The sequence below is a fragment of the Streptomyces sp. NPDC004647 genome (genome assembly GCF_040609575.1).
GTDB lineage: Bacteria > Actinomycetota > Actinomycetes > Streptomycetales > Streptomycetaceae > Streptomyces.
The window spans coordinates 26085-50358 of sequence record NZ_JBEXKU010000028.1; the positions used below are offsets into that span (position 1 = coordinate 26085).

A 24274-nucleotide genomic window follows, 5' to 3' on the forward strand; every position below is an offset into this window, starting at 1 on the left:
TTGACGTACGCTCCCCGTGGTCGCGCGTGGATGGCTCACGCCGGATCCGCCGGGCGCGACACCCCCTTGGCCGTTCATCGTCCGACTATGGGCCGGGGCATCCCGATGAGGGACGAAAGCCCCGGCGCAGCGCCCGCGGCGAGCAGTCCCAGGCCGGTGAGGGCCGAGCAGGGTGACGATCAACGGGTGCTGGAACCGATCACCGAGCGGCTCCAGCAGGAAGATCCCGGCCGCGTAACCGCCATGCGCATGGCGGGGACGCTAGACCTTGACGCCGAGGTCAAGGCAACGGAGCGTTCGAGACGGCTGCTCCGGGCATGGCGGTGGTCCCCACCCCCCGGTCGTTGCCCTATCGCCTGCGGAGGAGCTCGGCACCGCTGCCATCGAGGTCGCCGCAGTACGTCGAGCGCCCGGTCATCGCCATCACCAGCGCCAAGGTTCAGCAGCAGGTCCTCAGGCACCAGCCCGGCCCCCTCCTTCCCTTGCTATGCGTTCAGCCAGTTTCTATTGTGGGCGCCGGGAGGTTTCCATGTCCGAAAGAGTTCTGGCAACACACAGCACCGACGGCACCAGCGAAAGCGGCCACGACCGCGACGGTGCCGCCCGCCCCCGGCTCCTGCCGCTGTCCGAAGATCGCTGGGATACGAGGACGCGCGAACTGATGGCCCGTGCCACGCGGGACCCGGGAGGCCGGGTCCCCAACGTCTTCACTACCCTGGTTCGCCACCCCGACCTGTACGAGAAGTTCATGCCCTTCGGCGGTCGGCTGCTCCGTACGGGACGGCTGCCGGGGAGGGTCCGTGAGCTGCTGATCCTGCGGACCTCGTTCAACACGTCCGCCTCGTACGAATGGGGCCGTCACACCCCGTTGGCGAGGGCCGCGGGCGTCACGGATGCCGAAATCGAGCGCATTCCGCTGGGCCCGGACGCCGAGGGATGGCCGGACCTCGAGCGCAATCTGCTGCGAGCCGCGGACGAGCTGCACTGCGACGCCCGGCTGTCCGACGCCACCTGGGACTTCCTCGCCGCCCACTTCGACGAGAAGGACCTGATCGAGATCACCATGCTCGTCGGGCAGTACCACATGGTGGCGTTCTTCCTGAACTCCGCCGGTGTGGAGCTGGACCCCGGCTTCGCAGGCGGGGGGTTCGAAGGGGGAGCTCGCAAGCATGGGTGAGTCGGGAGAGCCTGCCGCGGAGGGACGGAAGCCGGGGCGTACGGTCGACCGCCGCCTGGCCGGACGCAAGGTGCTGGTGATAGGAGCGGGGACCCGTCCCGACGACGACCCGGCAGCGCCGGTCGGCAACGGCCGGGCGATCTCCGTTCTCGCCGCCCGTGAAGGCGGGAGCGTCGCCTGCGCCGATGTCGTCGCAGAGGCCGCCACCGCGACCGCCGCGCTGGTGGCCGCCGAAGGTGCTCGCGGCGTTGCCTTGGCGAGTGACGCCACGGATGCGCAAGCCTCGGCCGCCATGGTGGCGGAGGCGGTACGCGCACTGGGTGGTCTGGATGGGGTCGTGGTGAATGTGGGGGTCGGCCTCGGCGCCGGGCTGGAGGGCTCGTCACCGGAGGATTGGGACCGGGTGCTCGCCCTCAATCTGCGTGCACCTTTCCTGGCCGCCAAGTACGGGCTCCCGGCGATGGCCGACGGCGGCGCGATCGTCTTCATCGGGTCGACAGCCGGGCTGCGCGCCGCCACCAACTCACCGGCGTACGACAGTTCCAAGGCCGGCCTGTTCGGGCTGACGCGCCATGTCGCGAAGGAAGGCGGGGCACGCGGGATCCGCGCCAACCTCGTCGCCCCGGGACTGATCGACACCCCGATGGGGCGGCAGGCGTCGGCGAGGCGGGCATCCAGGACCGCCTCGTTCACGCGGATCCCGCTGCGCCGCCCGGGCACCGCGTGGGAGGTGGCGGAGGCCGTCACCTTCCTGCTCTCCGACCGAGCCTCCTACATCACCGGCCAGAGCCTGGTGGTGGACGGCGGACTCGACGCTGTCTGACCGCCCGGCAGCACCATGGCCACTGGCCCGCACGGATTTCTTCCGTGCCGGCCAGTGGCCGTGCGCTTTCCATGCGCCGTTTGCGTGCGCCCTTTCCGTGCCCGCTTCCTCGCGCCGTTTCAGCGTCGGGTGCCGGCGTGGGGGGCAGCCGCCGTACGGGCTCAGTCCGCGTCCCGCGCCGGGGAGAGTCCGCGGACCAGCATCGTGTGCGCGGCCCGCCCGATGTCGGCCAGCCGGTTACGCGCCGAGCCCAGTTGGTACTGGAGAAGCACGCCCCGGGCGATGCTCTCCACCAGGAACGCTTCCGCGACGGGGTCGGCGTCCTGACGGATGCTCCCGTCCGCCACCCCTCGCCGGATGTCGTCCTCGACAGCGGTGCGGACGAGGCTGAGGTGACCGGCCATGGTGCTCTTCATCCCGCCGGGACTGCCGACCGCCTCGACGAGAAGCACCAGCAGGGCACGCGCCCGTACACCCGGCTCCGGCTCTGCAAGCCGTACGAAGAACTGGTCGACCCTGGCAACCACGGTCTCGAGACCGCTCATCGTGCCGTACCCGGGCAGCGCCCGGAGCTGGTCGACGAAGACCTCGCGGATGTCGGTGACCACGGCTTCGACGAGTCCGGCCTTGGAGGTGAAGTGGTAGTTGACCAAGCCGCGGCTGACCCCGGCGCGATCACCGACCCGCTTGACCGTCAGGCCGCGGTAGCCCTCCTCGGCGAGGATCTCCAGCGCCGCGTCCAACAACTTGCGCCGGGATGTCTCCCGCTGGTCATCGCGCCTGGTCGGGCGGCGTCCGGCCGCCGCGGTGGATTCGCTCATCGCAACCGCAGTATGCCATCCGTGCCTCCAGGCCCAGCCGCGACAGGGTGGACTGCGGCGCCCGCGGATCGGCGAACCCGACCCGCACGCATACCCGTACGCCACGCGTGCCCGAATCCACGCGTACCCCTACGCGGGGATACCGGCCCTGTCCGGGCGGCTGCCCTGCGCGGTGCTCCAGCTGCTGGTTACCTGAAACCGGCACCCGGTCCAGGGCCAGGTTCGGCGCGAACTCGCGGCCCGCCGTGGAGCCGGTATCGACCGGAAGCACCACTCCGGTGATCCATCCGGCGCGGCGGCCGGCGAGGAACGCCACCGCCTCCCCGACGTCCCAGCCGCTGCCTTCGGTGCCGAGCAGGGAGCGGCCGCGGCGGGTCTCCCGCACCGCCTCGGTCATCCCTGGCGTGGTGGCGACCCTCGGGGTGTACACCATGCCCCTACGAAGATTCCCGTTGAGCGATGTCTGCCGGGGGGTCAGGAGTGGTGCTCAGGGGCAGGATCTGGGGGCGTTTGGCGCTGCGGCCGTCGCCGGAGGACTCGCCGCGCAGGCGGCGTCCGAGCCAGGGGCCGAGGAATGCGGCCGCCCAGCGCAGTTCGGCTCCCGCGGTTCCCCGGCGGAGGGGGACCGCCCGTGGGGGCAGGGGGAGTGTCCAGCTGTCGTCGCTTCCGGGCAGCTGAAGGGCATGGGCGACGGCTGCCGCGATCCGCTCGTGGCCCAGGGGGCCGGCGTGGAGCCGGTCCGCGCTCCACAGCCGCGGGTCAGTGGCGACGGCATGCCCGGCGGTTTCGGCGACCGTGACTCCGTGACGGGCAGCTGCAGTGCGGATACGGGTGTTGAGGTCGAACACGCGGGACCTGATCGGCCGGGCAAGGGGCGCGATCTTTGCAACGTCGGGGAAAGTCAGGGTCACCACGTGGGCGCCTGCGGCCGTGAGCGCGGCGAACATCGCTTCCAGGTGCCCGGCCACCTCTGCCGCGTTGAACCGCGGCCGGATCAGGTCGTTGACCCCGGCGACGACGGTGGCCAGGTCGGGGTGCAGGGCCAGGGCGGGGCCCAGCTGTTCGGCGCGGACCTGGCCGGCGACACGTCCTCGTACGGCCAGATTGGCGTACTGGAGACCGGGGTTGACGGCCGCGAGGTGCTCGGCGAGCCGGTCGGCCCAACCTCGCAGGCCGATGGTGTCGTCACCGTCACCGAGTCCTTCGGTCTGGCTGTCGCCCACCGCGACGTAGCGCAGGTATTCACCGCCTGGCATGATGCGTGCGCCTTTCCCGCAGGATGGCTGCGATCCGCAGGCACCAGTTCCGGTTGTCCTGCTCGAATGCCAGGCCGCGCAGGCAGGTCAGGTACGGCCCGATCCGCTCACCGCGGCGTAGGAACTCCTCCTCGTCCGTCTCGCCGCGCATCTGCCGCAGCAGCTTGCCGAACAGCTCAACCTTGGCCTCGGCGGCGGCCGCTCGCTCCTCGAGCTGTTCGATCAGCGGCTCGATGCCGACGCGGTCGGCGGCCTGGACCTTGACGAGCAGGTCGTCGCGGATGAACGAGGGCTTCGATGCGGTCGCCGCGAACTGCTCCAGCTCGGCGAGGCCGGCGTCGGTGACCCGGAACAGGCGTTTGTTGGGCCGGGTCTCCTGGACCACCTGCCGCCCCGTGACCAGCCCGTCCTTCTCCAGTTTGGTCAGCTCGGCGTACAACTGCTGGGGGAGCGCGTGCCAGAAGTTCGCGACGCCGATATCGAACGCCTTGGCCAGCTGGTATCCGCTGTACTCGCCGTCCAGCAGCGCCGCCAGCACGGCATGTCGCAAAGCCATCGCAGCAGCCCCTTCTCATCCACATCCGCTCCCGCATCATACTCAAGAAAATGAGTAATCATATCCTTGAGTATGCGAGAGCGGTCCTGGAGAACTGCGGTCCGGCTGTTGGAAGGTACGCGATGCCCTTCCGAGGGCACTACCGGCCGGTGTGGGTAAGGGTGTTGCGCAGTCCGTAGGCGGCAGCTCCGATGCCGATCACGGCAGCACCGGAGACGACGGAGGCCAGGGGCAGGGCGCAGGCGAGGACCAGGCAGCCGGCCAGGCCGAACAGTGGTACGGCGCGCGGCGGCCGGTTCTCGGCCGTGGTGAGGGTGAGGGCGGCGGCGTTGGCGACGGCGTAGTAGGCCAGGACACCGAAGGAGGAGAAGCCGATCGCTCCGCGTACGTCCACAGTGGCAGCGAGGACGGCGACGACCGCGCCGATGGCGAGTTCGGCGCGGTGCGGGACCTGGAAGCGGGGGTGGACGGCGGCCAGGGCGCGGGGCAGGTGGTGGTCGCGGGCCATGGCCAGGGTGGTGCGTGAGACACCGAGGATGAGTGCGAGCAGGGAGCCCAGCGCAGCGACAGCCGCGCCGACTTGTACGACAGGGGCCAGGCCCGGGGCTCCGGCCACGCGGACGGCCTCCGCCAGGGGGGCGGAAGCGTGGGCGAGCCGGTCGGGCCCGAGGACGGACAGCACGGTGACGGCAACGGCCGCGTACACCAGCAGGGTGATGCCCAGTGCGAGCGGAATCGCCCGGGGGATGGTGCGGGCCGGGTCCCGGACCTCCTCGCCGAGGGTGGCGATGCGCGCGTACCCGGCGAACGCGAAGAACAGCAGCCCGGCCGCCTGCAATACGCCGCCCGCGGTGGCGTCCGCGCCGATGTCCAGCCGTGCGCCCTGCGCTGTGCCGCCGGTCAGGCAGACGGTGGTCACGGCGGCCAGGACCGCCAGGACGAGGGCGACGATCGCCCGCGTGAGCCATGCCGCCTTCTGCACCCCGGTGTAGTTCACCGCGGTCAGCGCCACCACCGCGGCGACCGCCACCGCGTGCGTCTGGCCGGGCCACACATACGAGCCGACGGTCAGGGCCATGGCGGCGCAGGAGGCGGTCTTGCCGACGATGAAGCCCCAGCCGGCCAGGTAGCCCCAGAAGTCGCCGAGGCGCTCGCGGCCGTACACATAGGTGCCGCCGGAGGCGGGGTAACGGGCGGCCAACCGCGCGGAGGACGTCGCGTTGCAGTACGCCACGACGGCGGCGAGGGCCAGACCGAGCAGCAGCCCGGACCCGGCCGCACGTGCGGCCGGCACCGGCGCGGCGAAGATCCCCGCCCCGATCATCGATCCCAAGCCGATCACCACCGCGTCGAACACGCCCAGGCGCCGCCTCAACTCGCCGGTGCCCGAAGGCGCGGCCGGGGTACTCATCTCACAACTCCTCAGCGGCGGCCGAAGGCTCGCCCCGCGCGGCGATGACAGGTTTGCGGTATCGGGCGCACGATACAAGGCCAGGGTGTCGGGCAGTCGTCGGCCGGCAGGACGGCACGGTCCCGTCGCCAGGGCCGGGGGGCATGGTCGGCGGCGCCTTCGGCTCCGGTCTCGAGACACCGGAGGCAGTGCGCAACGCCGCCTACGGCCAACGCCACCGCGACCGCTGGAAAAGCTGAGGGAGAAAGGCATCGCCGTGGAGAAGGACGCCTGGAGACAGTTACCCGCCCGGCGTCGATGCAGGAGTGCCGACCGAGGTTCACCGGTGCTGCCGTCCCGAGCGGAACCGCCTGGGACCTGTCTTCCCATGCCAACGGCTGCACCCGGTTGCGCTGGTGGCTACGGGGTGTGGCCGGGGGGTTGCTGGGGCGGCTCCGGAGTTTGGCCGGGGGGCTCCTCCGGCGTGCCGCCCGGAGTTGGCTGCTCCTGCGTTTCGGGTGGCTGCTCAGTGGTCGGCTGCTCCGGTGTTTCTTCGGGCGACTGCTGCCCCGGCGTGTCACCAGGAGTGCGTTCCGAGGGTTCCCCGGGCGGCTGCCCCGTGGGGCGCTCGGACGGTTCGCCGGGCGGCGGTGGCACCGGGCACGCCTGCCGGCGGCCCGGCCGACTCTTCAGCCCGGTCACGGCCGGCTGCTTGCAAACATGGTCCTTGAGCTCGTTGAAGGCCTTGATGATCTGGGCTCGCGATTCGGTGCCGTCCTGAAGGTATGTGTTCAGCAAGTGGAGGGTGATGGCGTCCCTGGGATCGAGTGAATCAGCCGAAGGTTGCTTTCCCGTCGAGTCCACAGTGGACCTGAGGAACGGGCTGATGATGTTGATGGCATCCCCACGGAGCAGGACGTATTTGCTGTCGTCGCGGTTCAGAGACCCCTTGGTCTCGTTCCCGAAGGGGGGCGCGATGTAGAGCGCCCCGACGGGAGAGGGTGCGGGGGATTTGCCTTCCCTTTCGCGTGCTTCCGCGATTTCCTTGTCCAGGTCCGTCTTGGCCTGTCGGACCGGAAATCCGCCCTCGCTGTGGCTGATAAGGATGACCGGCTTTCCGGCCTTCAGCGCTGCGCGTGCCTGCGCCATCAGGGCGGGGTACGCAGTATTCTCCTGGGCCTTCTGCTCGCTCCCCCCGTACTGATACAGCAGGCCGGGCAACTTCCTGAGGAACACATCCGCGCCGATCGCTTCAGCGGTCCCGCCTGCAGGAACTCCCCGTCTCTGGACCAGCATGTCGACGTAGTTCTTGACTTCCGGAATTGTCTGCTGATCTCTGACCACCCGGCCCATTGCTTGGCCGTTGGCGAAACTGAGAGCGGCGTTTTTCGAGCTGACGTTGTATGCCTGATCGATTTTTTGATTCAATGCACCGCCCAGCGCGGTTGCGGCCTGGAGGGCTTCCTGATCCGTGTTGAGGACCCCATTGCCAAAGATTCCGACGACCTCCTGTGACTTGGTCGGAGTCGGTTGGGCTGCCGGTCCCAGCCCCGCTGCCCGAGTACCGGCGGCCCCACCGTGCGGCTTGTCGTTCTGTCCGGAGGGAGCCGGGACCGTCACCACGTGACCAGCCCGGGCCTGGTCGCCCAACGCCTGGTTGTTCGCCAGAGACTCCTCCATGCCCCCAGGCCGTTTCCACTGACGGACGTGTGAGGCGAGCACCTCCCCGAGCATTGCGTCCTGACTCATGCCGGCGTCCCTGGCGGCGGCCATGGCATCGGCGAGTTCCTGGAAGGTGCGTAGCACCTCATTGCTCGGCAGTCGTTTCTCGGTGGCAACGAGGCGTTCCTTGAGGACCTCTCTGGCGGACTCCTGAGTTGGAGGCTTCTTCTCCTCCGACCCGCACGCCGCAATCAGAGCCCCGCCGACGCAGAGGGCCAGGACGGCCCTCACCGCCACAAAGTTCCGGCCGCGTTTGCCCGGTGAGTGGCGGCGTAGTTCCTGCACGTCCATGTCGCCAAATTGCCACGCCCCGCACCACTGCGCCCGGTGGTGTCGGCCGAAAGAGGTTTCCGCTCCCCGTGACACCACCCATGCCGCCGTGGGTCCCGTTTCCCCGTTGCTGCCGCCGTTCGCTGCTCGCTCGCAGGGCGGTGGGAGCACCGTGTGACATGCAGGCCGTCTTCACGGCGCTGGTGTACGTCCTCACAGCGGCTGTGCCGCCCGCCCGGGCGCGCCTGGGCATCGAGGATGACGAACTCGACGCCCAGGCGGCGCAGGCGGCGACCGGTGGCGAGCCCGGCTTGGCCGCCGCCGACTACCACCACTGGCACGCTGCGATCGGCGCCGTTCATGCCCCCAACTCGTTGGAGGCGAACTTCTTGCGCCAGGCCAGGGAGACGTAGACGAGCGCGACCAGCACCGGCACCTCGATCAGCGGGCCGACGACGCCGGAGAGGGCCTGGCCGGAGGTGACGCCGAAAGTGGCGATGGCGACGGCGATGGCCAGCTCGAAGTTGTTGCCCGCCGCGGTGAAGGCCAGCGTCGCCGTGCGGTCGTACGCGATGCCGAGGGCCTTGCCGAGCGCGAAGGTGCCGAACCACATCAGCGCGAAGTACACCAGCAGCGGCAGCGCGATGCGGGCGACGTCCAGCGGCTGGTTGGTGATCGTCTTCCCCTGGAGGGCGAAGAGGATGACGATGGTGAACAACAGGCCGTAGAGGGCGAAGGGGCCGATCTTCGGCAGGAACTTCTGCTCGTAGCTCTCGCGGCCCATGGACTTCTCGCCGAAGCGACGGGTGAGGAAACCGGCGAGCAGCGGGATGCCGAGGAAGATGACGACGTTGAGGGCGATCTTCCACATGGAGATGTCGAGGTGCTCACCGTCACCGAGGCCCAGCCATCCGGGCAGCAGGTCGAGGTAGAGCCAGCCCAGGAGGCCGAAGGCGATGACCTGGAAAACCGAGTTGAGTGCGACGAGGACGGCGGCGGCTTCGCGGTCGCCGCAGGCGAGGTCGTTCCAGATGATGACCATCGCGATGCAGCGGGCGAGGCCGACGATGATCAGGCCGGTGCGGTACTCCGGCAGGTCCGGCAGGAAGGTCCAGGCGAGGGCGAACATCACCGCCGGGCCGACGATCCAGTTGATCACCAGTGAGGAGACCATGAGCTTCTTGTCGCCGGTGACCGCGTCGAGCTTGTCGTAGCGGACCTTGGCCAGCACCGGGTACATCATGATCAGCAGGCCGACCGCGATCGGCAGTGAGATGCCGCCGATCTCGACCTTGGCCAGGGCGTCGTTCAGGCCCGGGATCAGCCGGCCCAGCCCCAGGCCGAGGGCCATGGCGAGCAGGATCCATACGGCCAGGAAGCGGTCGAGTGTGGAGAGCTTGGCGACAACAGCAGCGCCATCCGGATCGGATGGCGCGGTGGTGGTGGCGGGTTCGGTACTGGTCACGCGCAGGGCCTCTTCTTCTCGAGGTCGATGGTGGTTCGTGCGGTGGCGGCCAGCTCCGTGAAGGAGCCCGCGAGGGCGTCGAGGACGTCCGGGCGCAGCTTGTAGTACGTGTACCGGCCGCATGGCTCGGTCTCCACCACGCCCGCCTCGCGCAGGACGCGGAGGTGGTTGGAGAGGTTGGTCTGGCGGGCGCCGGTCTCCTCCACCAGGTGTGTGGTGCACAGCGTCTCGTGCGCGAGCAGGCTCACAATCTGCAGCCTGAGCGGGTCCGCGAGAACCCGGATCAGGTCAGTGTCGACTGACGTCATCATGGGCTGATATTCTCACATCAGCTAGGGCTGATGCCAGCCTGGTTCCACTCGTCGTGAGACAAGAGAGACTGCGATGTCCGAGAAGCCCTCCGTCCTGTTCGTGTGTGTCCACAATGCCGGGCGTTCCCAGATGGCGGCCGCCTGGCTGACGCATCTGGCGGGCGACCGCGTGGAGGTACGCTCCGCCGGCTCCGCGCCCGCCGACCAGGTCAACCCGGCCGCGGTCGAGGCCATGCGCGAGGTCGGCATCGACATTGCCGCCGAGACCCCCAAGGTGCTCACGGTCGACGCGGTCCAGGCGTCCGACGTGGTCATCACCATGGGCTGCGGCGACACCTGCCCCGTTTTCCCGGGCAAGCGCTACCTGGACTGGCAGTTGGACGACCCGGCCGGGCAGGGCGTCGAGGCTGTCCGCCCCATCCGCGACGAGATCAAGAAGCGGATCGAGGGTCTGATCGCCGAGGTCGCGTCGGAGGGCACCAAGTGACCGCCGATCAGTTCGGCATACGGAACGTCCCGTAATCCGTTCCGGGCCGCCCGCTGAAGCGGCACCGGGCGCCCTAGAGGTCCGCCCGACGGCCCTCGTCAAGAACGCGTGAGGATTTCGCCGTCTCGCGCCAAGAACGCGCAAGCCCTGGACACACGCTCGACGCGATGGCCTCGGTGGCATACGGACCCGAGGCGATCGTCCTGGTCCTGGCCGCGGCGGGCGGCCACGAGCTCGGCTTCACGCTCCCCGTCACGTGGCGATCTCCGTGCTGCTCGCGGTGCTGGTCGCCTCGTACCGGTACCAGCCGGGTATCGCCGCGCTGGCGGCGGGGCTCTTGTCCCCGGTGGCGACGGTGGTGCTGGTCGTGGTGACCCTCGTCGGTGCACCGCCGGTGTACCGCCGGGTGGCGGAGGAGAGCCCCCACGGCCAGGGCTCGATCGCCATGCTGGAACGGCTGCTGTCCTTCTGGCAGGGCAAGCTGTTCGTCCTGGCGCTGCTGGGATTCGCCGCGACCGACTTCTTGATCACCATCACTCTGTCCGCGGCAGACGCCACCGCCCACCTGGTGGAGAACCCGCATCTGTCCGACGCCCTGCACGGTCAGCAGGTGGTCATCACCCTGATCCTGATCGCCCTCCTGGGGGCGGTGTTCCTCAAGGGATTCACCGAGGCTGTAGGGATCGCCGTCGTACTCGTCGGCATCTACCTGGCGCTGAACGTCGTGGTCGTGGCGGTCGGCCTGTGGCATGTGGTGACCGAGCCGCATGTGGTCACCGACTGGTCCGGCGCGCTGACCGCCGAGCACGGCAGCCCGCTGGCCATGGTGGGCGTGGCCTTGGTGGTCTTGGTGGTCTTCCCCAAGCTGGCTCTGGGCCTGTCCGGGTTCGAGACCGGGGGGTGGCGGTCATGCCCCACGTCGAGGGAGAGCCGGGGGACACCGAGCAGCGGCCCACCGGGCGGATCAAGGGCACGAAGCAGCTGCTGACGACAGCCGCGGTCATCATGAGCGTCTTCCTGATCACCAGCAGTCTGATCACGACCTTGCTCATCCCGCAGGACGCGTTCGAGCCGGGTGGGAAGGCCAACGGCCGCGCCCTGGCCTATCTGGCCCACGAATACCTGGGCAACGGCTTCGGCAGCATCTACGACATCTCCACCATCGCCATCCTGTGGTTCGCCGGCGCCTCGGCCATGGCCGGGTTGCTCAACCTGATGCCCCGCTACCTGCCCCGGTACGGCATGGCCCCGCACTGGGCACGAGCCGTGCGCCCGATGGTGCTGGTCTTCATCGTCATTGCCTTCCTGGTGACCTGGATCTTCAAGGCCGACGTGGACGCCCAGGGCGGCGCGTACGCCACCGGCGTCCTCGTCCTCATCACTTCCGCGGCGATCGCCGTGACCATCGCCGCGCGGCGGGCGCGCCAACGCGGCTGGACCACCGCCTTCGGGTTGATCTCGGCGGTCTTCCTCTACACGACGGGGGCCAATATCGTGGAGCGGCCCGACGGCGTGAAGATCGGCGGCTGCTTCATCGCAGGGATCATGGGGGTCTCTCTGCTCTCCCGGGTGGCACGGGCATTCGAACTGCGGGTCACCAGCGTGACCCTGGACGACATGGCCGAGCGCTTCGTCCGCGACATCGCCCACCGGAGGATCCGGTTCATCGCGAACAAGCCCGAAGCCCGTGACGCGGCCGAGTACCGGGACAAGCTTCACCAGATCCGGGCCGACAACGACATCCCGCCCGAGGACGACCTCATCTTCGTCGAAATCACCGTCCGCGACCCCTCGGAGTTCGAGTCCGATCTGAGCGTTTTCGGTGAAGTGCTCCATGGGCGCTACCGCGTGCTGACCCTGGAAAGCTCGACCATCCCCAACGCCCTCGCCGCGCTGCTCCCGCATGTGCGCGATATGACGGGTCAACGGCCGCACATCTACTTCGAGTGGACCGAGGGCAGCCCTCTTTCCCACTTCGTGAAGTTCTTCTTCGGGCAGGGAGAGGTCGCACCGGTCACCCGCGAGGTGCTGCGCGAAGCCGAACCGGACCGCGCCCGTCGCCCCCGTGTCCACGTCGGCTGAGACCGGGGGTGGGCCACAGCCGGCAGTTGCGGCGGCGCTTTTTCCACGGCCCCCGGTGCCCGAAGTTCTTCAGCGACGGCCTTGGCGTGGCGGTGTGTCGGCGCAGCGGTTGCCATCGGGCGCTCCCCGAGCCCATCGGCGTCAGCGTCTCCGTGCGGCAGTAGCGGTTCTCGCTGCGAAGGGGCAGGTGTCGCGACGAGGGGCACATGGGCGGAGTGCTTCGTCAGCATGTGCCCCTCGTCGCGGCGCTTCCGCCGATCAGGCTGCGGAAGGCATGAGGGCCGGTGTCCGAACGTACGGGGCCGGGTCGCCTGTCGGCACCGAGCAGCCCTCGTTCGAGGCGGGACGGTCAGCATCCCGCAGCAGTCCGATCAGGGAGGTACGGGCGCGAGCCACCCGGGAGCGCACTGTGCCCACCGGGCACCCGCTGGCCGACGCCGCCTCGGCGTACGGCATTCCCAGCAGCTGGGTGAGGACGAAGGCCTCCCGGCGCTCGTCCGAAAGCGTCGCGAGCAGTTCGGTGAGCGCGATTCCGTCCTCGAATCCAGGCAGGTCCTGGGGCTGGGCCTGCTCGGCGGCGGACTGCCAGTCGTCCGTGTCCAACAGCCGCGGCCGGGCCGCGGTGTACCGGAGCCGGTCCACCACCGCGCGCCGGGCTATGGACAGCAGCCAGGTGCGCGCCGAGGAACGGCCCTCGAAACGGTGCAAGCTGCCCAGTGCCCGCAGGAACGTGTCCTGCGTCAGGTCATCCGCAGCCTGCGGGTCAGCGCTCAGATATGCCACGTATCGCCGGACGTCGGGCCGCAGGGCGCGGACGAACTGTTCGAAGGCGTCGGCGTCGCCGCTGCCTGCGGCGAGCGCCCACGCCGTCACGGCTTCGTCGCGTGCGGTCGTGGAGTGTGACGGCCGCGCATCGGAACATCGCGGCAGGGGAGTGGGCAGGGCAGGGTTCATCGCCTGGTGTCCTTCTCGGAATTCCGGGATCCGGCGCCGTGCGGGGGACGGGTCCGGTACGTCGTACGGCCGCGCCGTGTGGCGTGGCCGATGCCCGAGGCGCGCGGTGCGTGATGGGGGGTCACCGTCGCGGCGTCGGGGAGCCGGCTGTCAGATGACAGCAATCCCGGCAGGCGGGCCCCGAGAGGTGATGGCGTGAACAAGCAGGAGCCGCTGCGGCGCGCGGACCGCTCGATAGCGGCCGCGGACGCGCGGCCGGTGCGGCGGTGTGGGGAGACGGAACAGCAGTCGCAAAGGTGCGAGGAGCCATCCGGTGAAGGCGCGCAGGATGCGGAAGGCGGCCCGTTCGCCGTGGGCGAGCCACAGCCCGCACAGCAGCGCGGCCAGCAGGTGCGCCGCCAGCATTCCGGCCGGGGGCATGCCGTCCATGCCATCTCCCATGGGCATCGACGTGCCGTCCATGGCGGCCTGCAGGGCGTGCCCGCCCCGGCCGTTCATGGACGCGTGGTCCATGCCGGGCTCGTGCAGCCGGCTGCCGATTCCGGCCGTGGCCGCCATGCTCTGTGCCCGGGTTGAGGAAAGGGAGGCGGTGTCCGATGCCCCGCACAGCACGTAGTGCGCCCACTGCTGGGCGAAGGAGGCACTGTCCGGGAGCACGGGCCGGACCGCGGCCTGGGCCAGGGAGAACGCGGAGTGCAGTGCGGCCTGGACGGCCACCACGATCGAGACGACGGGGAGCCGGCCGCGTTCGCGGCCGGTCAGGCACCATGCCGTGGCGACCGTCGCCAATGCCCCGGTCGCCAGGGCCCACCACGGGACGCCGGCTCCGGACATCATCACGTGGCCGAGGGCAGCGAGCAGCACGCAGACGGCCGCGAACACCGCAGCCCGTACCGCGCGACACCCCCACCCTGCATCCATGGCGGCCTCATCCTCGCATTCGCTCCGCGCTCTTCACCGGCGGGTACGGAAACCTCTCCAACGCCACTCATCCCAGTGGATGTGATGCAAGCCACAGACGGTGGTGGGAACTTGGCGGGCCTGCGAGCCGACTCCTGGCCAGGTGAACCTGATGGCGAGGAATGGAGAACGACTGTGGGGGCGGAGCAGGAGACCCGGGCGGCGCCGGCCGAAGCGGGCGGGAGCCGGGCGACCGGGCCCGTGACGGCGCTGCTGACCTGTGCCATGGCGTTCTCGATGATGCAGTTGTTCCTTCTCGGGGCACTGGGGCCGCGGCTCGTCGATGAACTGGGTATCTCTCCCACGGTTCTGGGCCTGACAACGACGATCGGCTTCGGGACGGCGGCCCTGCTCTCCCCGGCAGGGGGGCGGGTGGTGGACCGAGTGGGCCCGCGACGGTGTCTCGTTGCGCTGCTGCTGGTGTCCGCCGTGGCGCTGGCACTGATCGGGGCGGCGCCCGGTGCCGGGTTTCTGCTCGGAGCGGTCGCACTGGGGGGGTTGCCGCAGGCGCTGGCGAATCCCGCGACCAACAAGGCGATCCTGGCCGCCGTGCCGCCTGCGAGGCGCGGTTCGGTGACCGGCATGAAGCAGTCGGGGGTGCAGCTGGGGGCCTTCGCGGCGGGGCTGCCGCTCGTGGCGCTGGCCGGAGTCGCCGGCTGGCGGGGAGCGGTGTGGTCGGCGGCGGGGGCCGCGGTGGTGGCGGCTGTCTGGGCGGTTCGCGCTCTGCCCCCGGATCCGACGGCTGCGGCGTCGCCGGGTCCGCGTTCGTCGATGGTGCCGCGTGGCGCCATCGCGTGGCTGACGGTCTTCTCTCTGCTGCTGGGCTGCGGTACTGCGTCGGTCAACACCTATCTGGCGCTCTTCGGCGCGCAGAGGCTCGGCTTGGGGCCGACCGCCGCGGGTGCGCTCGTGGCAGTGCTGGGTGTCGCGGGCATCGCAGGCCGGGTGGGCTGGTCGAAGGTGGCCGGTCATCCCGGACGTGCCAGATGGCTGCCCGGTGGACTGGCGGCGGGAGCGGTGGGGGCGGCGCTGCTGCTGGTGGGCGCCTCCTTCGTACACCCGCTGGTGTGGGTGGCGGCGGTGGCCGTCGGGGTCTTCGCAGTCGCGGGCAATGCTGTGTCCATGGTGCTGGTCATGCAGCGTGCGGCGGCCGGCCGGGCGGGGCAGGACTCGGCGCTGGTCTCGGCGGGGTTCTTCGCCGGGTTCGCGGTCGGCCCGCCGCTGTTCGGTCTGCTGGCGGAGACGGGGCACTACGGGTCCGGCTGGCTGCTGGTCGCGGCGGAGTTCGCGGGGGCCTGTGCCACCGCTGTGCTGTGGGCCGTGCGGGACCGGCGGCAGCACGCCATGGTGCGGGCATGAGCACGCCCCTGTGGGCCGAGCAGGCCCTTGCGACGGTCCTGGAGCGGGTCGTGGCCACCCGGGCCGAAGTGGGCGGCCGGTTCCCGCTGTTCGCCGAGCCGGACAGCGGGCGCTGGACGACCACGAGCCGGGGCTCGTGGACCGGCGGTTTCTGGGCGGGGCTGTTGTGGCTGCGCGCTCTGCACACCGGGGAGAAAGCCGACCGCGACGCCGCGACGCAGTGCACGGGCCGCCTGGCGGACTGGACCGAAGCCGATACCGCCACACGGGGTTTGATCCTCTGGTACGGGACGGCGCTCGCTGCCGGTCCCGGGGGAGAGGACCAGGCAGCCCGGCTGCGGGACCGGGCGGCCCGTTCCTGTCTGGACGCCGTCGAACCCGGACTCGGTCTGGTGCCCTGGGGGTCCGCCTTCGGCGGACCGCGTCTGCTTGCCCGCGCCGACGGGGTGCCCGGCATGGTGCCCCTGCTGGCAGGGGCCGGCCCGGACGGCGTGGCGGCGGCCGGATCGCATCTGCGCCGACATCTCCAGCTGTGCCTCGGGGAGGGAGCGTTGCGGCCTGCGTGGCGGTTCGATGCGGCGGCGGGCTGGAGTGCCTGCGACATTCCGCCGCCGGGCTGGAGCAGGGGCCGCGCCTGGCTGCTGCTCGCAGCGGCCGACGCACTGCACCACCTGGGCCCGGGCGAGTTCGCAGGCCGGGCCCGGTACCTTGCTGCCCCGGGGCCGGTGCCCGTCCCCTTGGCCGACGAGGCGCGCCCCGACGGCCCGCTCGACACCTCGGCCGCCGCGATCACGGCGGTCGCTCTGCTGAAACTCGCCCGTGCGACGGACGAGTCCTGGTGGTACGAGCGTGCGGTGACGACCCTGGAGAACCTGGTCCGCGCACACGTGACCGGGCCCGGCGCGCACCGCCCGCCCGGCATGCTGCTGCACGGCTGCTACGACCTCGACCTGGGCACGGCGACGCAACACGAGCTGGTCTGGGGCAACTTCTTCCTTGCGTACGGCCTCGCCGTGCTCACGGGCCTGATCGACGTCTGGGACGCGTAGGTCTGTCCGGGCGTTCCGTCCGTCCCGGGCGTTCGGGCTGTCCCGGCGTACGGTCGGTCCGGGCGTACGGCCGGTCCGGCCATTCGGTCAGTCCGTTCGCAGCACCCGCCGCGCGACGGATGCGATGTGCAGTTCGTCAGGGCCGTCGAGGAGCCGCGCCATGCGGCCGGTGCGGAAGAGCGCGGGAAGCGGGGTGTCGGGACCGAGCCCTGCTGCCCCGTACACCTGGATGGCGGCGTCCGCCACCTGCTGGAGCATGCGTGCCGCAGCGACCTTCGCCAGGCCCACCTCCACGTGTGCGTCCAGCCCCGCGTCGAGGCGTGCCGCCGCTTCGAAGACCAGCGGACGGGTGGTGCGCAGGGCGAGCAACGCCTCGAAGACGTGCCGCTGCACGAGCTGGAGGTCGCCGAGCGGGCCGCGTGACCGGGCGCGGGTGACCGCCCGCTCGCACATCAGGTCGAAGGCGCGCCGGCCCTGGCCGAGCCAGCGCAGGCAGCGCAGGGTCCGGCCCAGTTGCAGCCGCTCCCCGGCGACGGCCAGCGCCTTGCCGCGCTCGCCGAGCAGGTGGTCGCCGTCCACGGTGACCTGGTCGAGTTCGATCTCCCACTGTCCGCTCGCACCCAGTACGGGCAGTTCGCGCACCACGCGGAAGCCGGGCGAACCGGTGGGCACCAGCAGCAGGGACAGCCCTTCGCGGTCCGCCGGCTCGCCGTCGGTGCGGGCGAGAACGGTGACCAGGTCGGCGTCGGCGGCACCGGAGGTGAACCACTTCCGGCCCTGTACGGTCCAGCTGCCGTCCGCCCCCTGGGTGGCCCGAGTTCCGGTGAGGAAAGGGTCGGTGCCCGGGGTCTCGGGTTCGGTCATCGCATAACAGGCCCGGATCTCCCCGGCGACCAGCCGCCCGAGATGCATCTCGCATACGCGGGCGCTGCCGTGCCGCTTCAGCATGAGCGCGTCCAGCAGCGTCGAGGAGCCCAGCGCCGCGGGTCCGTGGTCGCTCGCCCCCTCGGCCTCGGCGAGATGCGCGTACGACCGCAGCGGCAGGCCCTGGCCGCCCAGCTCCACCGGGAGCGGCAGCGCCCACAGCCCCGCTGTCCTGGCCTCCTGCTGGAGTGTGCTCAGGGCGGCCGCGGCGGCGGGACCGCCGCCGTCCAGCAGGGGCTCGCAGGGCATCACCCGCTCACGTACGAAGGTCGCGACCCGGTCGCTCAGCTCCCGTACCCCTGGCGGGCATTCGGGTAGTCCGCGCGCCGCATCGCCCTTGCTCTCCACCACTTTCCTCCAGCCTCCCGGGAACCCGTGGGAACGACAGTCCGACTGCCTCTCCGTGGAACTGGTCGGGCGTGAAGGCTCCCGGGTTCCCGCGTTCCGAACATCCCCGGCGGCGGCGACCGCCGCGCCAGGAGAGGAGAGGCATGACGTCACCAGCCATCACGCGGACAGTCCGGCCACTCGACGGACTGCGTCTGGAAACCTCCGGACGACCCGAGCTCAACGGTCTCGTCGCGCAACATCTGCAGTTGCTCGGAGCCCGGAGAGAAACAGCTCCCGCCACCCCGGCCGGCCATGAGCCGGCCCACATATCCCTCACGGGGAGTGATTCCGGTCCGGTCTCGGCCCAGGTGGCGTGGACGGATCCGGGCGGCCCGGCGAGTGGCCTTGCCGACGAGGCCACCGTCCAGGCGGCCACCGGCATCATGGCGGTGCACGGGCGTCGCGACGGCGCCCCGCGCGGCCTGGCCGTCGACTACGTCGCCACCGCGACCGCGGTTCTCACCGTGCAGGGGCTGCTGGCCGGGCTGCTTGCCCAGGCCCGAGGCGGCGGCCGGGCGTCACAGGTGGCGACGAGCGCCGACAGGGCCGGGCTGCTGGCCGTCTCCCAGTACCTGGCCGCCGCCGGGGCCGAGGAAGGCGAGGCAGCCGAACTCGCGGCGGGCGGGCCCCCCTTCACGGCGGCGGACGGCACCCTCTTCGAACTCGAAACCCTGGACCCCGGAGTGTGGGCGGCCTTCTGGCGCGCGCTCGAGGCTCCCGAGGACGCGATACGGGCAGGCTGGCGGCCCTTCCAGTTCCGTTACGCCACGGCCTGCGCGCCCTTCCCCCAGGTCCTGCACACCACGGCCCGGTCCAGCTCCTGGCAGGAGATACGGCATGCCGCTCGGGCTGCCGGTGCCGACCTGTGCCCCCTCACCTCACTCGCCGAACGGGCAGTCGAGAACGACGGCGCACCCCCATGGACGCTGGCCTCCCACGAAGCCGGACATCGTCCCGCCGGCGTGCCGCCAACGGCGGACCGCCCGCTCGCGGGCCTGACCGTACTGGAGGCCGGGCGCCGTATCCAGGCCCCGCTCGCCGCACACCTGCTGGGCCTCCTGGGAGCCGACGTCATTCGCATCGAGCCGCCGGGCGGTGACCCGCTGCGCGGCATGCCGCCCGCCTGCTCCGGGATCTCCGCGCGATGGCTCGCCCTCAACCGGGGCAAGAAGGCCGTGGAGGTGGACATCAAGTCCGAGCCGGACCGGCGACGGCTGCGCGAAATGGCGGCCGGGGCGGACGTCTTCCTCCATAACTGGGCCCCGCGCAAGGCAGCCCAGCTGGGACTCGACCGGGAGCACCTCACCCGTGCCAACCCCGGTCTCGTCTACGCCTACACCAGCGGCTGGGCGGGGCGGCTGCCCGGCGCCCCGATGGGTACCGACTTCATGGTCCAGGCCCGTACCGGCGTCGGAGAGGCCGCCCGGCCCGCGGACGAGCCGCCCGCGCCGTCCCTGATGACGCTGCTCGACGTGCTCGGCGGGCTGCTCGGCGCCGAGGCCGTGCTGGCCGGTCTGCTGCTGCGCGAACGCACCGGTCGTGGCGCCCGCGTGGATTCCTCCCTCCTCGGCGCGGCCGATCTGCTCACCGCGCCCGCGCTGCGCAGAGCGGCTCAGGGGCTCGAGCCGCGCCGCCCCGCCGGGTTCCGCCGCCCCCTGCCCACCGCCGACGGCTGGATCGCTCCAGCCGATGCCTACGCGGCGGAAGCTGCCCACCACGACCTGCGCGGACTGCCGACCGAAGCGGCACTGGAGCGACTGCGCGCGCACGGCCTGACCGCGACCGCCGTCACCGCCGACCTGGCCGCCCTGCACGACGACCCGCGCTTCGCCGGGGTGCTCAGCCGCGACGCACACGGCGCCCCCGCCGTTCCCGACCCCTGGAGCTTCGCATGACCATCGAACTGCACGACCTTCTGCCCGCCGGACTGCGGCGCTCATGGGCCGTCGACGGCACTTGCCCCGACCTCGACATCTACAGCCTCTACCGGGCCCGCCAGATCGCCGACCTGCACCGCACCGCTGTCATCGACGCCAAAGGCCGGCTCTGTTACACCGCCCTGGACCGGAAGGTGCGACGTCTGGCCGTCGGCCTCGCCGGCCTCGGCATCAAGCCGGGTGACGTGGTCGGCATCCAGCTCCCCAACGGGCGCAACGCCGTCATCGCCGACCTCGCCCTTGCCGCGCTCGGCGCCATCGCTCTGCCCTTCCCCGTCGGCCGCGGCGGACGCGAGGCCGCGTCCCTGCTGAGCCGAGCGGAAGCGGTCGCGGTGATCGCGGCCGCCGACCACCGCGGCAACCGCCACGCCGCCGACGTGCTCGCCCTCGCCGATGAACTGCCCGCCCTGCACACGGTGATCGCCGCCGGACCCGGCACCGCCCCCGAAGGCGCTGTCCCGCTCTCCCAGTTGCTGCGCTCGGACGGGAGCGCGTTCACCGCGGCCCGGCCCGACCCGGACTCCGCGGCTCGGATCCTGGTCTCCTCCGGATCGGAGGCCGAGCCGAAGATGGTGGCGTACTCGCACAACGCGCTCGCCGGCGGCCGGGGCAACTTCCTGGCCTCCTTGATGCGCGACGGGGAACCGCTGCGCTGCCTGTTCCTCGTGCCCCTCGCCTCCGCGTTCGGCAGCAACGGCACCGCTGTCGCGCTCGCCCGGCACGGGGGAACCCTGATCCTGCTCGACCAGTTCACGCCCGAGGCCGCCCTCGCAGCCATCGCCGAGCACCGGCCGACCCACGTGCTGGGCGTGCCGACCATGGTCCGCATGATGCTCGACCGGCTCGGCGAAGCTCCCCTCGACGGCCCCTCGCCGACCGCTCTGGTGCTCGGCGGCGCGGTCCTCGACGCGGCCACCGCCGAGGAGGCGCGCCGAGCCTTCGGATGCCCCGTCATCAACCTCTACGGCTCCGCCGACGGCGTCAACTGCCATACGGGCCTTGCCGACGAGCCCGTACGTGCGGAGGGGCCGGGCTTGATCACCGGCCGACCGGACCCGCGCGTGGCAGACATACGGATAGCGATCCCCGACGCACGGGAAATGGAGGAGGCCCCCACGGGCACCATCGGCGAGATCGTCGCCCGCGGTCCGATGACGCCGCTGTGCTACGTCGGCGCCCCAGAGCTCAACTCCCGTTACCGCACCACGGACGGATGGGTGCGGACCGGGGACCTCGGCCTGATGGAGGGGGACGGCACCCTCCGGGTCGTCGGCCGGCTCAAGGACGTGGTGATCCGCGGCGGCGCCAACATCAGCCCGGCGGAGGTCGAGATCGAACTGGCCACGCACCCCGAGATACGGGACGTGCTGTGCGTCGGTGTCCCCGACCCGCTGATGGGCGAGCGGCTCGCGGCCTGCGTCGTGGCGCGCGGCGGGCACGCTCCCACCCTCCAGGAGTTGTGCGCCCACCTCGACGACCGTGGCCTCGAGCGGCGCAAGCACCCGGAGCGGTTGCTGGCCCTGGAGGCGTTGCCCCTGACCCCGGCGGGCAAACCGGACCGGGCCGCGCTGCGGGGGAGGTTCACCGGGCCCTGGCAGCCGGACGCGCAGGGCGCGGCCCCGGTGGCGCAGGCCGTCTGACCGTACGCAGCGGGGGCCCGCCGGACGTTCCGCCGGCCCCCGCTCCCGCTCTTGCTCAGGACTTGGCCATGGCCTTCTTCACGGCCGCCGCGGCGTCGCGGTACACCGGCAGCAGGTCCAGGTCCTTGCCCGGGTAGTTGACGATCTCCACCTGCTTCGCGCCCGCGTCGGGCAGCACCGTCCCCGTCGACATGTGCGCGTTGTCCAGCACCAGCGCAGGCCTTTTCGCCGACAGCTCGGACAGCTGCCTCGCCGTCACGGCTTCCGGGCCGTAGGTCCCGACGACATCCGCGCCCGCCATTTCGGCCGACCAGGCGGAGAAGACCTGAGCGGCCACGGTCGGTGTCTTTCCGCCCGGCCACGCCTGCTTCAGCTCCCGCCGCAGCTTGCCGTACTCGGAGTTGAAGGTCTTCTTCCACTGGGCTGCGGCGTCCTCGGTGCCGAACAGCTTGCCGAGACGGGCCACTTCGGCGGTGGTCTTGTCGGCGTCGTTGTCGAGGTTCACCTCGACCAGTTCGGCATCGGAGCCGGCGGCCTCCTTGATCTTCTCGGCGTACGGCTCGAACGGCGCGTACAGCACGAAATCGGCGTCCGCCACGGCCGCAAGGTCGGAGGGCTTGGGGTCGTAGTCGGGAGCGTGTTGGGCCGACTGCGGCACGATGACCTTCACATCATCGGCACCTGCGGCCTTGGCGAACCCGCCTTCCCACGTCGTGGTGGCCACGACCACCGGCGCTCCGTCGCGGGGGTTCTTGCCTTCGTCGGAGGGCGAGGCGTCGGAGCTGCCGCACCCGGCGGTCAGGGCAAGGCTCGCGGTCAGTGCGAGGAAGGGTGCGAAGCGGACGCGGTTGGGCGCCATGAGGTGATTCTCCGTTCGGGTATGAGATGCACGCCGAGGACCGCAGCCCCCGCCGTCAGGACAAGGACCGGCCCCGGTGGCAGGTCCATGGAAAGGGCGACGAGAAAGCCCGTCAGGTTGACGACCACGCCGATGGCCACCGCCCAGGCGGTGATCGACTTCAGGGAGCGCCCCAGGCGTCGTGCGGCCAGCGCGGGCAGCAGAGTCAGCGCATCGACCAGCAGCGCCCCGGTCAGCTTGATCGCCCCTGCGACCGCCACAGCGACCAGGACCAGGAGGATCAACGTCAGCCTCGGGACCGGCACCCCGGAGCACAGGGCGAGCTCCCGGTCGTAGAGCAGCAGCGCAAGATCGCGCCGCCGCCACCAGAACAGGCCGGGCACGACGACGGCGAGTATCCCGAGCACCACCAGGTCGGCGGTGCCCACCGAGAGAATTGATCCCCAGAGCAGCGAGAAGGCCCCCGAGGCGTTGACCCCCGAGACCGCCAGCACCAGCAGGGCAGCCGCGATGGCCAGGCTCATCAGCAGTCCCATCGCCCCTGACAGGCCGTCAGGCGTGCGAGCCAGAGGTGCGACTCCCGCGCCTGCGAGTGCACAGGCGACCAGCGCGCACAGTGCCGGGTCGAGCCCGGTCAGCATCCCGATCGCGATGCCGAGCAGGGCGACATGCATCATCGCGAAACGCACCGGCATGATGTCCAGCCCCACGATCACCACTCCGATCACGGGGAGGCCGACGGCCGCCAGGAGCAGGGCAAAGCCCGCCCGTTGCACGGGTACGAGGTGCAGCAGTTCGCCGACGTCGGTGGCGAGTGTCACCGGACCTCCCGCAGCCGTCCCGCGGCCATCTCCAGCATCCGGTCGCAACGGTCCGCCAGCGCCCGGTCGTGTGTCACCACGACCAGCGTGACCGGCAGGGAGAGCAGCGCATCGGCCGCTTCCTCCTGACCGGAGAAGTCGAGAGCCGCGGTTGGCTCGTCCGCCAGCAGCACCCCGGCCCCAGCGGCGATACAGCCGACCGCCCGGGCCAGGTACATGCGCTGCAACTGCCCCCCGGACAGGGTGTCCAGCGGCCGGTCGGTCAGCCGGCCGACGCCCAGCCTGTCCGCGATATCAGCTGCCTCTGCCGGCGCGCCGCTGCTGGTCAACAGCTCCCCGGCCAGCAGCGGGAACCGGCCCGCGGCCGGCTTCTGCGGAATCCACGCACAGGCCCGCCGCCGCCATGCCCACTCGGCCGCCGACCGGACGCCCCGGCCGCCGACCAGGATCTCGCCGTGCACCTGTCGGTGCAGCCCGAGCACCGCACGCAGCAGCGTCGTCTTCCCGGAGCCGTTGGTGCCGGTCAGCGCCACGCTCTCGCCGGCCGCGATGTCGATATCCACGCAACGGACGGCATCCACCCGCCCATGACGGCAGCCGACCTCCCGCATCCGCACATCCAGGCCGCTCATCACACCTCCCTCGTCTTCCAGACATGCGGGAGGGCAGAGCGCCCCAACTCCCGCTCATCAGAGAGTCGAACGGCGGGAGGAGCCAGTTCCCGTGCGCCGGGAATTCGATCCCGTACGCATCCGGCCGCCGGCCTTCGCGCGCCTGGCGGGGGAGGGGAGGCTGTTCAAGAAGTTCTGGCCGGAGTGTCCGGTCGAGTGCGCGGGAGTCTCCGCCTCGACCTCCACATGGGCTGCCGCCGGTACGGCGACGGCGCGGAGGGACGCCGGAGCGGCGGTGGTGACAGCGGCGGTGCGGCGCGTGATGCGCGCCCGGGTTGTGCCGGACACGGGTAGCTCCCCGAGTGAGAATCGCCGCGGTCTTGCGGTTTCACCGGCGCGCGCCGACGGGA

The 24274-nt window shown here is 71.1% G+C and carries 22 protein-coding genes and 2 pseudogenes; 8 read left to right on the forward strand and 16 right to left on the reverse strand.

Annotation, left to right across the window (positions count from 1 at the left end; all coding sequences use genetic code 11):
• Positions 1-529: 529 nt before the first annotated feature.
• Together ABZW18_RS14945 and ABZW18_RS14950 are read left to right on the forward strand one after the other, a co-directional pair.
• Positions 530-1177 (forward strand): carboxymuconolactone decarboxylase family protein, encoded by a 648-nt coding sequence (locus ABZW18_RS14945; protein ID WP_356187119.1) that lies wholly within the window; start codon positions 530-532, stop codon positions 1175-1177.
• Complete coding sequence (locus ABZW18_RS14950; protein WP_356187122.1) at positions 1170-2000, forward strand: SDR family oxidoreductase; 831 nt, start codon at positions 1170-1172, stop codon at positions 1998-2000. The genes ABZW18_RS14945 and ABZW18_RS14950 overlap by 8 nt, the downstream gene beginning before the upstream one ends.
• Before the next feature lie 161 nt (positions 2001-2161).
• Here ABZW18_RS14950 and ABZW18_RS14955 read toward each other — a convergent pair whose 3' ends face one another.
• The 9 genes and pseudogenes from ABZW18_RS14955 to ABZW18_RS14995 all read right to left on the reverse strand — a co-directional run bounded on the left by ABZW18_RS14955 (position 2162) and on the right by ABZW18_RS14995 (position 9791).
• Entirely contained in the window at positions 2162-2821 is a 660-nt protein-coding gene (locus ABZW18_RS14955; protein WP_356187125.1) for a TetR/AcrR family transcriptional regulator, read from the reverse strand.
• Complete coding sequence (locus ABZW18_RS14960) at positions 2772-3254, reverse strand: hypothetical protein (protein ID WP_356187128.1); 483 nt, start codon at positions 3252-3254, stop codon at positions 2772-2774. Before ABZW18_RS14960 ends, ABZW18_RS14955 begins: the two co-directional genes overlap by 50 nt.
• Positions 3255-3258: 4 nt before the next feature.
• The gene (locus ABZW18_RS14965; protein WP_356187131.1) at positions 3259-4077 is read right to left on the reverse strand and encodes an SGNH/GDSL hydrolase family protein; all 819 of its coding nucleotides are present in this window, start codon (positions 4075-4077) and stop codon (positions 3259-3261) included.
• Positions 4064-4633, reverse strand: coding sequence for a PadR family transcriptional regulator (locus ABZW18_RS14970; protein ID WP_356187134.1), 570 nt, complete (start codon positions 4631-4633; stop codon positions 4064-4066). The genes ABZW18_RS14965 and ABZW18_RS14970 overlap by 14 nt, the downstream gene beginning before the upstream one ends.
• 139 nt (positions 4634-4772) lie before the next feature.
• The gene (locus ABZW18_RS14975; RefSeq protein ID WP_356187137.1) at positions 4773-6044 is read right to left on the reverse strand and encodes an APC family permease; all 1272 of its coding nucleotides are present in this window, start codon (positions 6042-6044) and stop codon (positions 4773-4775) included.
• A gap of 399 nt (positions 6045-6443) precedes the next feature.
• Positions 6444-8036, reverse strand: a complete 1593-nt coding sequence (locus ABZW18_RS14980) for a hypothetical protein (protein ID WP_356187139.1) — start codon at positions 8034-8036, stop codon at positions 6444-6446.
• 209 nt (positions 8037-8245) lie between these two features.
• Positions 8246-8377 (reverse strand): annotated as a pseudogene (locus ABZW18_RS14985) (FAD/NAD(P)-binding protein); the annotation flags it as partial.
• A complete protein-coding gene (gene arsB / locus ABZW18_RS14990) occupies positions 8374-9480 on the reverse strand; it encodes an ACR3 family arsenite efflux transporter (protein ID WP_356187142.1) in 1107 nt (368 codons plus the stop codon). The pseudogene ABZW18_RS14985 and the gene arsB, both read right to left, overlap by 4 nt.
• Positions 9477-9791, reverse strand: coding sequence for a metalloregulator ArsR/SmtB family transcription factor (locus ABZW18_RS14995; protein WP_356187144.1), 315 nt, complete (start codon positions 9789-9791; stop codon positions 9477-9479). Before ABZW18_RS14995 ends, arsB begins: the two co-directional genes overlap by 4 nt.
• 73 nt (positions 9792-9864) lie before the next feature.
• Here ABZW18_RS14995 and ABZW18_RS15000 point away from each other — a divergent pair, with 73 nt between their 5' ends.
• Together ABZW18_RS15000 and ABZW18_RS15005 are read left to right on the forward strand one after the other, a co-directional pair.
• A complete protein-coding gene (locus tag ABZW18_RS15000) occupies positions 9865-10278 on the forward strand; it encodes an arsenate reductase ArsC (protein WP_356187147.1) in 414 nt (137 codons plus the stop codon).
• A gap of 256 nt (positions 10279-10534) precedes the next feature.
• Positions 10535-12360: pseudogene (locus ABZW18_RS15005) on the forward strand (amino acid transporter).
• A gap of 258 nt (positions 12361-12618) precedes the next feature.
• Here the strand turns inward: ABZW18_RS15005 and ABZW18_RS15010 are convergent.
• A complete protein-coding gene (locus ABZW18_RS15010) occupies positions 12619-13314 on the reverse strand; it encodes a sigma-70 family RNA polymerase sigma factor (protein ID WP_356187150.1) in 696 nt (231 codons plus the stop codon).
• Between the two features lie 150 nt (positions 13315-13464).
• Positions 13465-14235 (reverse strand): hypothetical protein, encoded by a 771-nt coding sequence (locus ABZW18_RS15015; protein ID WP_356187153.1) that lies wholly within the window; start codon positions 14233-14235, stop codon positions 13465-13467.
• 264 nt (positions 14236-14499) lie between these two features.
• Here ABZW18_RS15015 and ABZW18_RS15020 point away from each other — a divergent pair, with 264 nt between their 5' ends.
• Positions 14500-15633, forward strand: coding sequence for an MFS transporter (locus tag ABZW18_RS15020; protein WP_356187254.1), 1134 nt, complete (start codon positions 14500-14502; stop codon positions 15631-15633).
• On the forward strand, positions 15630-16682 hold the full coding sequence (locus tag ABZW18_RS15025) for a sugar ABC transporter permease (protein WP_356187156.1): 1053 nt from the start codon (positions 15630-15632) through the stop codon (positions 16680-16682). Before ABZW18_RS15020 ends, ABZW18_RS15025 begins: the two co-directional genes overlap by 4 nt.
• An 87-nt stretch (positions 16683-16769) precedes the next feature.
• On the opposite strand, the gene ABZW18_RS15030 is transcribed toward ABZW18_RS15025, so the two are convergent.
• Positions 16770-17954, reverse strand: a complete 1185-nt coding sequence (locus tag ABZW18_RS15030; RefSeq protein ID WP_356187256.1) for an acyl-CoA dehydrogenase family protein — start codon at positions 17952-17954, stop codon at positions 16770-16772.
• Positions 17955-18097: 143 nt separating this feature from the next.
• On the opposite strand from ABZW18_RS15030, the gene ABZW18_RS15035 reads away from it, so the two are divergent.
• Entirely contained in the window at positions 18098-19891 is a 1794-nt protein-coding gene (locus ABZW18_RS15035) for a CoA transferase (protein ID WP_356187159.1), read from the forward strand.
• Positions 19888-21573 (forward strand): class I adenylate-forming enzyme family protein, encoded by a 1686-nt coding sequence (locus tag ABZW18_RS15040; protein ID WP_356187162.1) that lies wholly within the window; start codon positions 19888-19890, stop codon positions 21571-21573. Before ABZW18_RS15035 ends, ABZW18_RS15040 begins: the two co-directional genes overlap by 4 nt.
• Before the next feature lie 55 nt (positions 21574-21628).
• Here the strand turns inward: ABZW18_RS15040 and ABZW18_RS15045 are convergent, their stop codons facing one another.
• From ABZW18_RS15045 to ABZW18_RS15060, 4 genes are read right to left on the reverse strand one after another with little or no spacing between them, the layout of a single operon-like run.
• Positions 21629-22432, reverse strand: coding sequence for a zinc ABC transporter substrate-binding protein (locus tag ABZW18_RS15045; RefSeq protein ID WP_356187165.1), 804 nt, complete (start codon positions 22430-22432; stop codon positions 21629-21631).
• Positions 22390-23253: a metal ABC transporter permease gene (locus ABZW18_RS15050; protein WP_356187168.1), complete on the reverse strand. Its 864-nt coding sequence runs from the start codon at positions 23251-23253 to the stop codon at positions 22390-22392. Before ABZW18_RS15050 ends, ABZW18_RS15045 begins: the two co-directional genes overlap by 43 nt.
• Positions 23250-23885 (reverse strand): ABC transporter ATP-binding protein, encoded by a 636-nt coding sequence (locus tag ABZW18_RS15055; RefSeq protein ID WP_356187170.1) that lies wholly within the window; start codon positions 23883-23885, stop codon positions 23250-23252. The genes ABZW18_RS15050 and ABZW18_RS15055 overlap by 4 nt, the downstream gene beginning before the upstream one ends.
• A 57-nt stretch (positions 23886-23942) precedes the next feature.
• Positions 23943-24212, reverse strand: a complete 270-nt coding sequence (locus ABZW18_RS15060; RefSeq protein ID WP_356187173.1) for a hypothetical protein — start codon at positions 24210-24212, stop codon at positions 23943-23945.
• Positions 24213-24274 lie beyond the last annotated feature (62 nt).

Excerpts from the sequence above, each read along its gene's own strand:
- ABZW18_RS14945 (WP_356187119.1), top strand. The coding sequence starts at position 530 with ATGTCCGAAAGAGTTCTGGCAACACACAGCACCGACGGCACCAGCGAA.
- ABZW18_RS14950 (WP_356187122.1), top strand. The coding sequence starts at position 1,170 with ATGGGTGAGTCGGGAGAGCCTGCCGCGGAGGGACGGAAGCCGGGGCGT.
- ABZW18_RS14955 (WP_356187125.1), bottom strand. The coding sequence starts at position 2,821 with ATGAGCGAATCCACCGCGGCGGCCGGACGCCGCCCGACCAGGCGCGAT.
- ABZW18_RS14960 (WP_356187128.1), bottom strand. The coding sequence starts at position 3,254 with ATGGTGTACACCCCGAGGGTCGCCACCACGCCAGGGATGACCGAGGCG.
- ABZW18_RS14965 (WP_356187131.1), bottom strand. The coding sequence starts at position 4,077 with ATGCCAGGCGGTGAATACCTGCGCTACGTCGCGGTGGGCGACAGCCAG.
- ABZW18_RS14970 (WP_356187134.1), bottom strand. The coding sequence starts at position 4,633 with ATGGCTTTGCGACATGCCGTGCTGGCGGCGCTGCTGGACGGCGAGTAC.
- ABZW18_RS14975 (WP_356187137.1), bottom strand. The coding sequence starts at position 6,044 with ATGAGTACCCCGGCCGCGCCTTCGGGCACCGGCGAGTTGAGGCGGCGC.
- ABZW18_RS14980 (WP_356187139.1), bottom strand. The coding sequence starts at position 8,036 with ATGGACGTGCAGGAACTACGCCGCCACTCACCGGGCAAACGCGGCCGG.
- ABZW18_RS14995 (WP_356187144.1), bottom strand. The coding sequence starts at position 9,791 with ATGATGACGTCAGTCGACACTGACCTGATCCGGGTTCTCGCGGACCCG.
- ABZW18_RS15000 (WP_356187147.1), top strand. The coding sequence starts at position 9,865 with ATGTCCGAGAAGCCCTCCGTCCTGTTCGTGTGTGTCCACAATGCCGGG.
- ABZW18_RS15010 (WP_356187150.1), bottom strand. The coding sequence starts at position 13,314 with ATGAACCCTGCCCTGCCCACTCCCCTGCCGCGATGTTCCGATGCGCGG.
- ABZW18_RS15015 (WP_356187153.1), bottom strand. The coding sequence starts at position 14,235 with ATGGATGCAGGGTGGGGGTGTCGCGCGGTACGGGCTGCGGTGTTCGCG.
- ABZW18_RS15020 (WP_356187254.1), top strand. The coding sequence starts at position 14,500 with ATGGCGTTCTCGATGATGCAGTTGTTCCTTCTCGGGGCACTGGGGCCG.
- ABZW18_RS15025 (WP_356187156.1), top strand. The coding sequence starts at position 15,630 with ATGAGCACGCCCCTGTGGGCCGAGCAGGCCCTTGCGACGGTCCTGGAG.
- ABZW18_RS15035 (WP_356187159.1), top strand. The coding sequence starts at position 18,098 with ATGACGTCACCAGCCATCACGCGGACAGTCCGGCCACTCGACGGACTG.
- ABZW18_RS15040 (WP_356187162.1), top strand. The coding sequence starts at position 19,888 with ATGACCATCGAACTGCACGACCTTCTGCCCGCCGGACTGCGGCGCTCA.
- ABZW18_RS15045 (WP_356187165.1), bottom strand. The coding sequence starts at position 22,432 with ATGGCGCCCAACCGCGTCCGCTTCGCACCCTTCCTCGCACTGACCGCG.
- ABZW18_RS15055 (WP_356187170.1), bottom strand. The coding sequence starts at position 23,885 with ATGAGCGGCCTGGATGTGCGGATGCGGGAGGTCGGCTGCCGTCATGGG.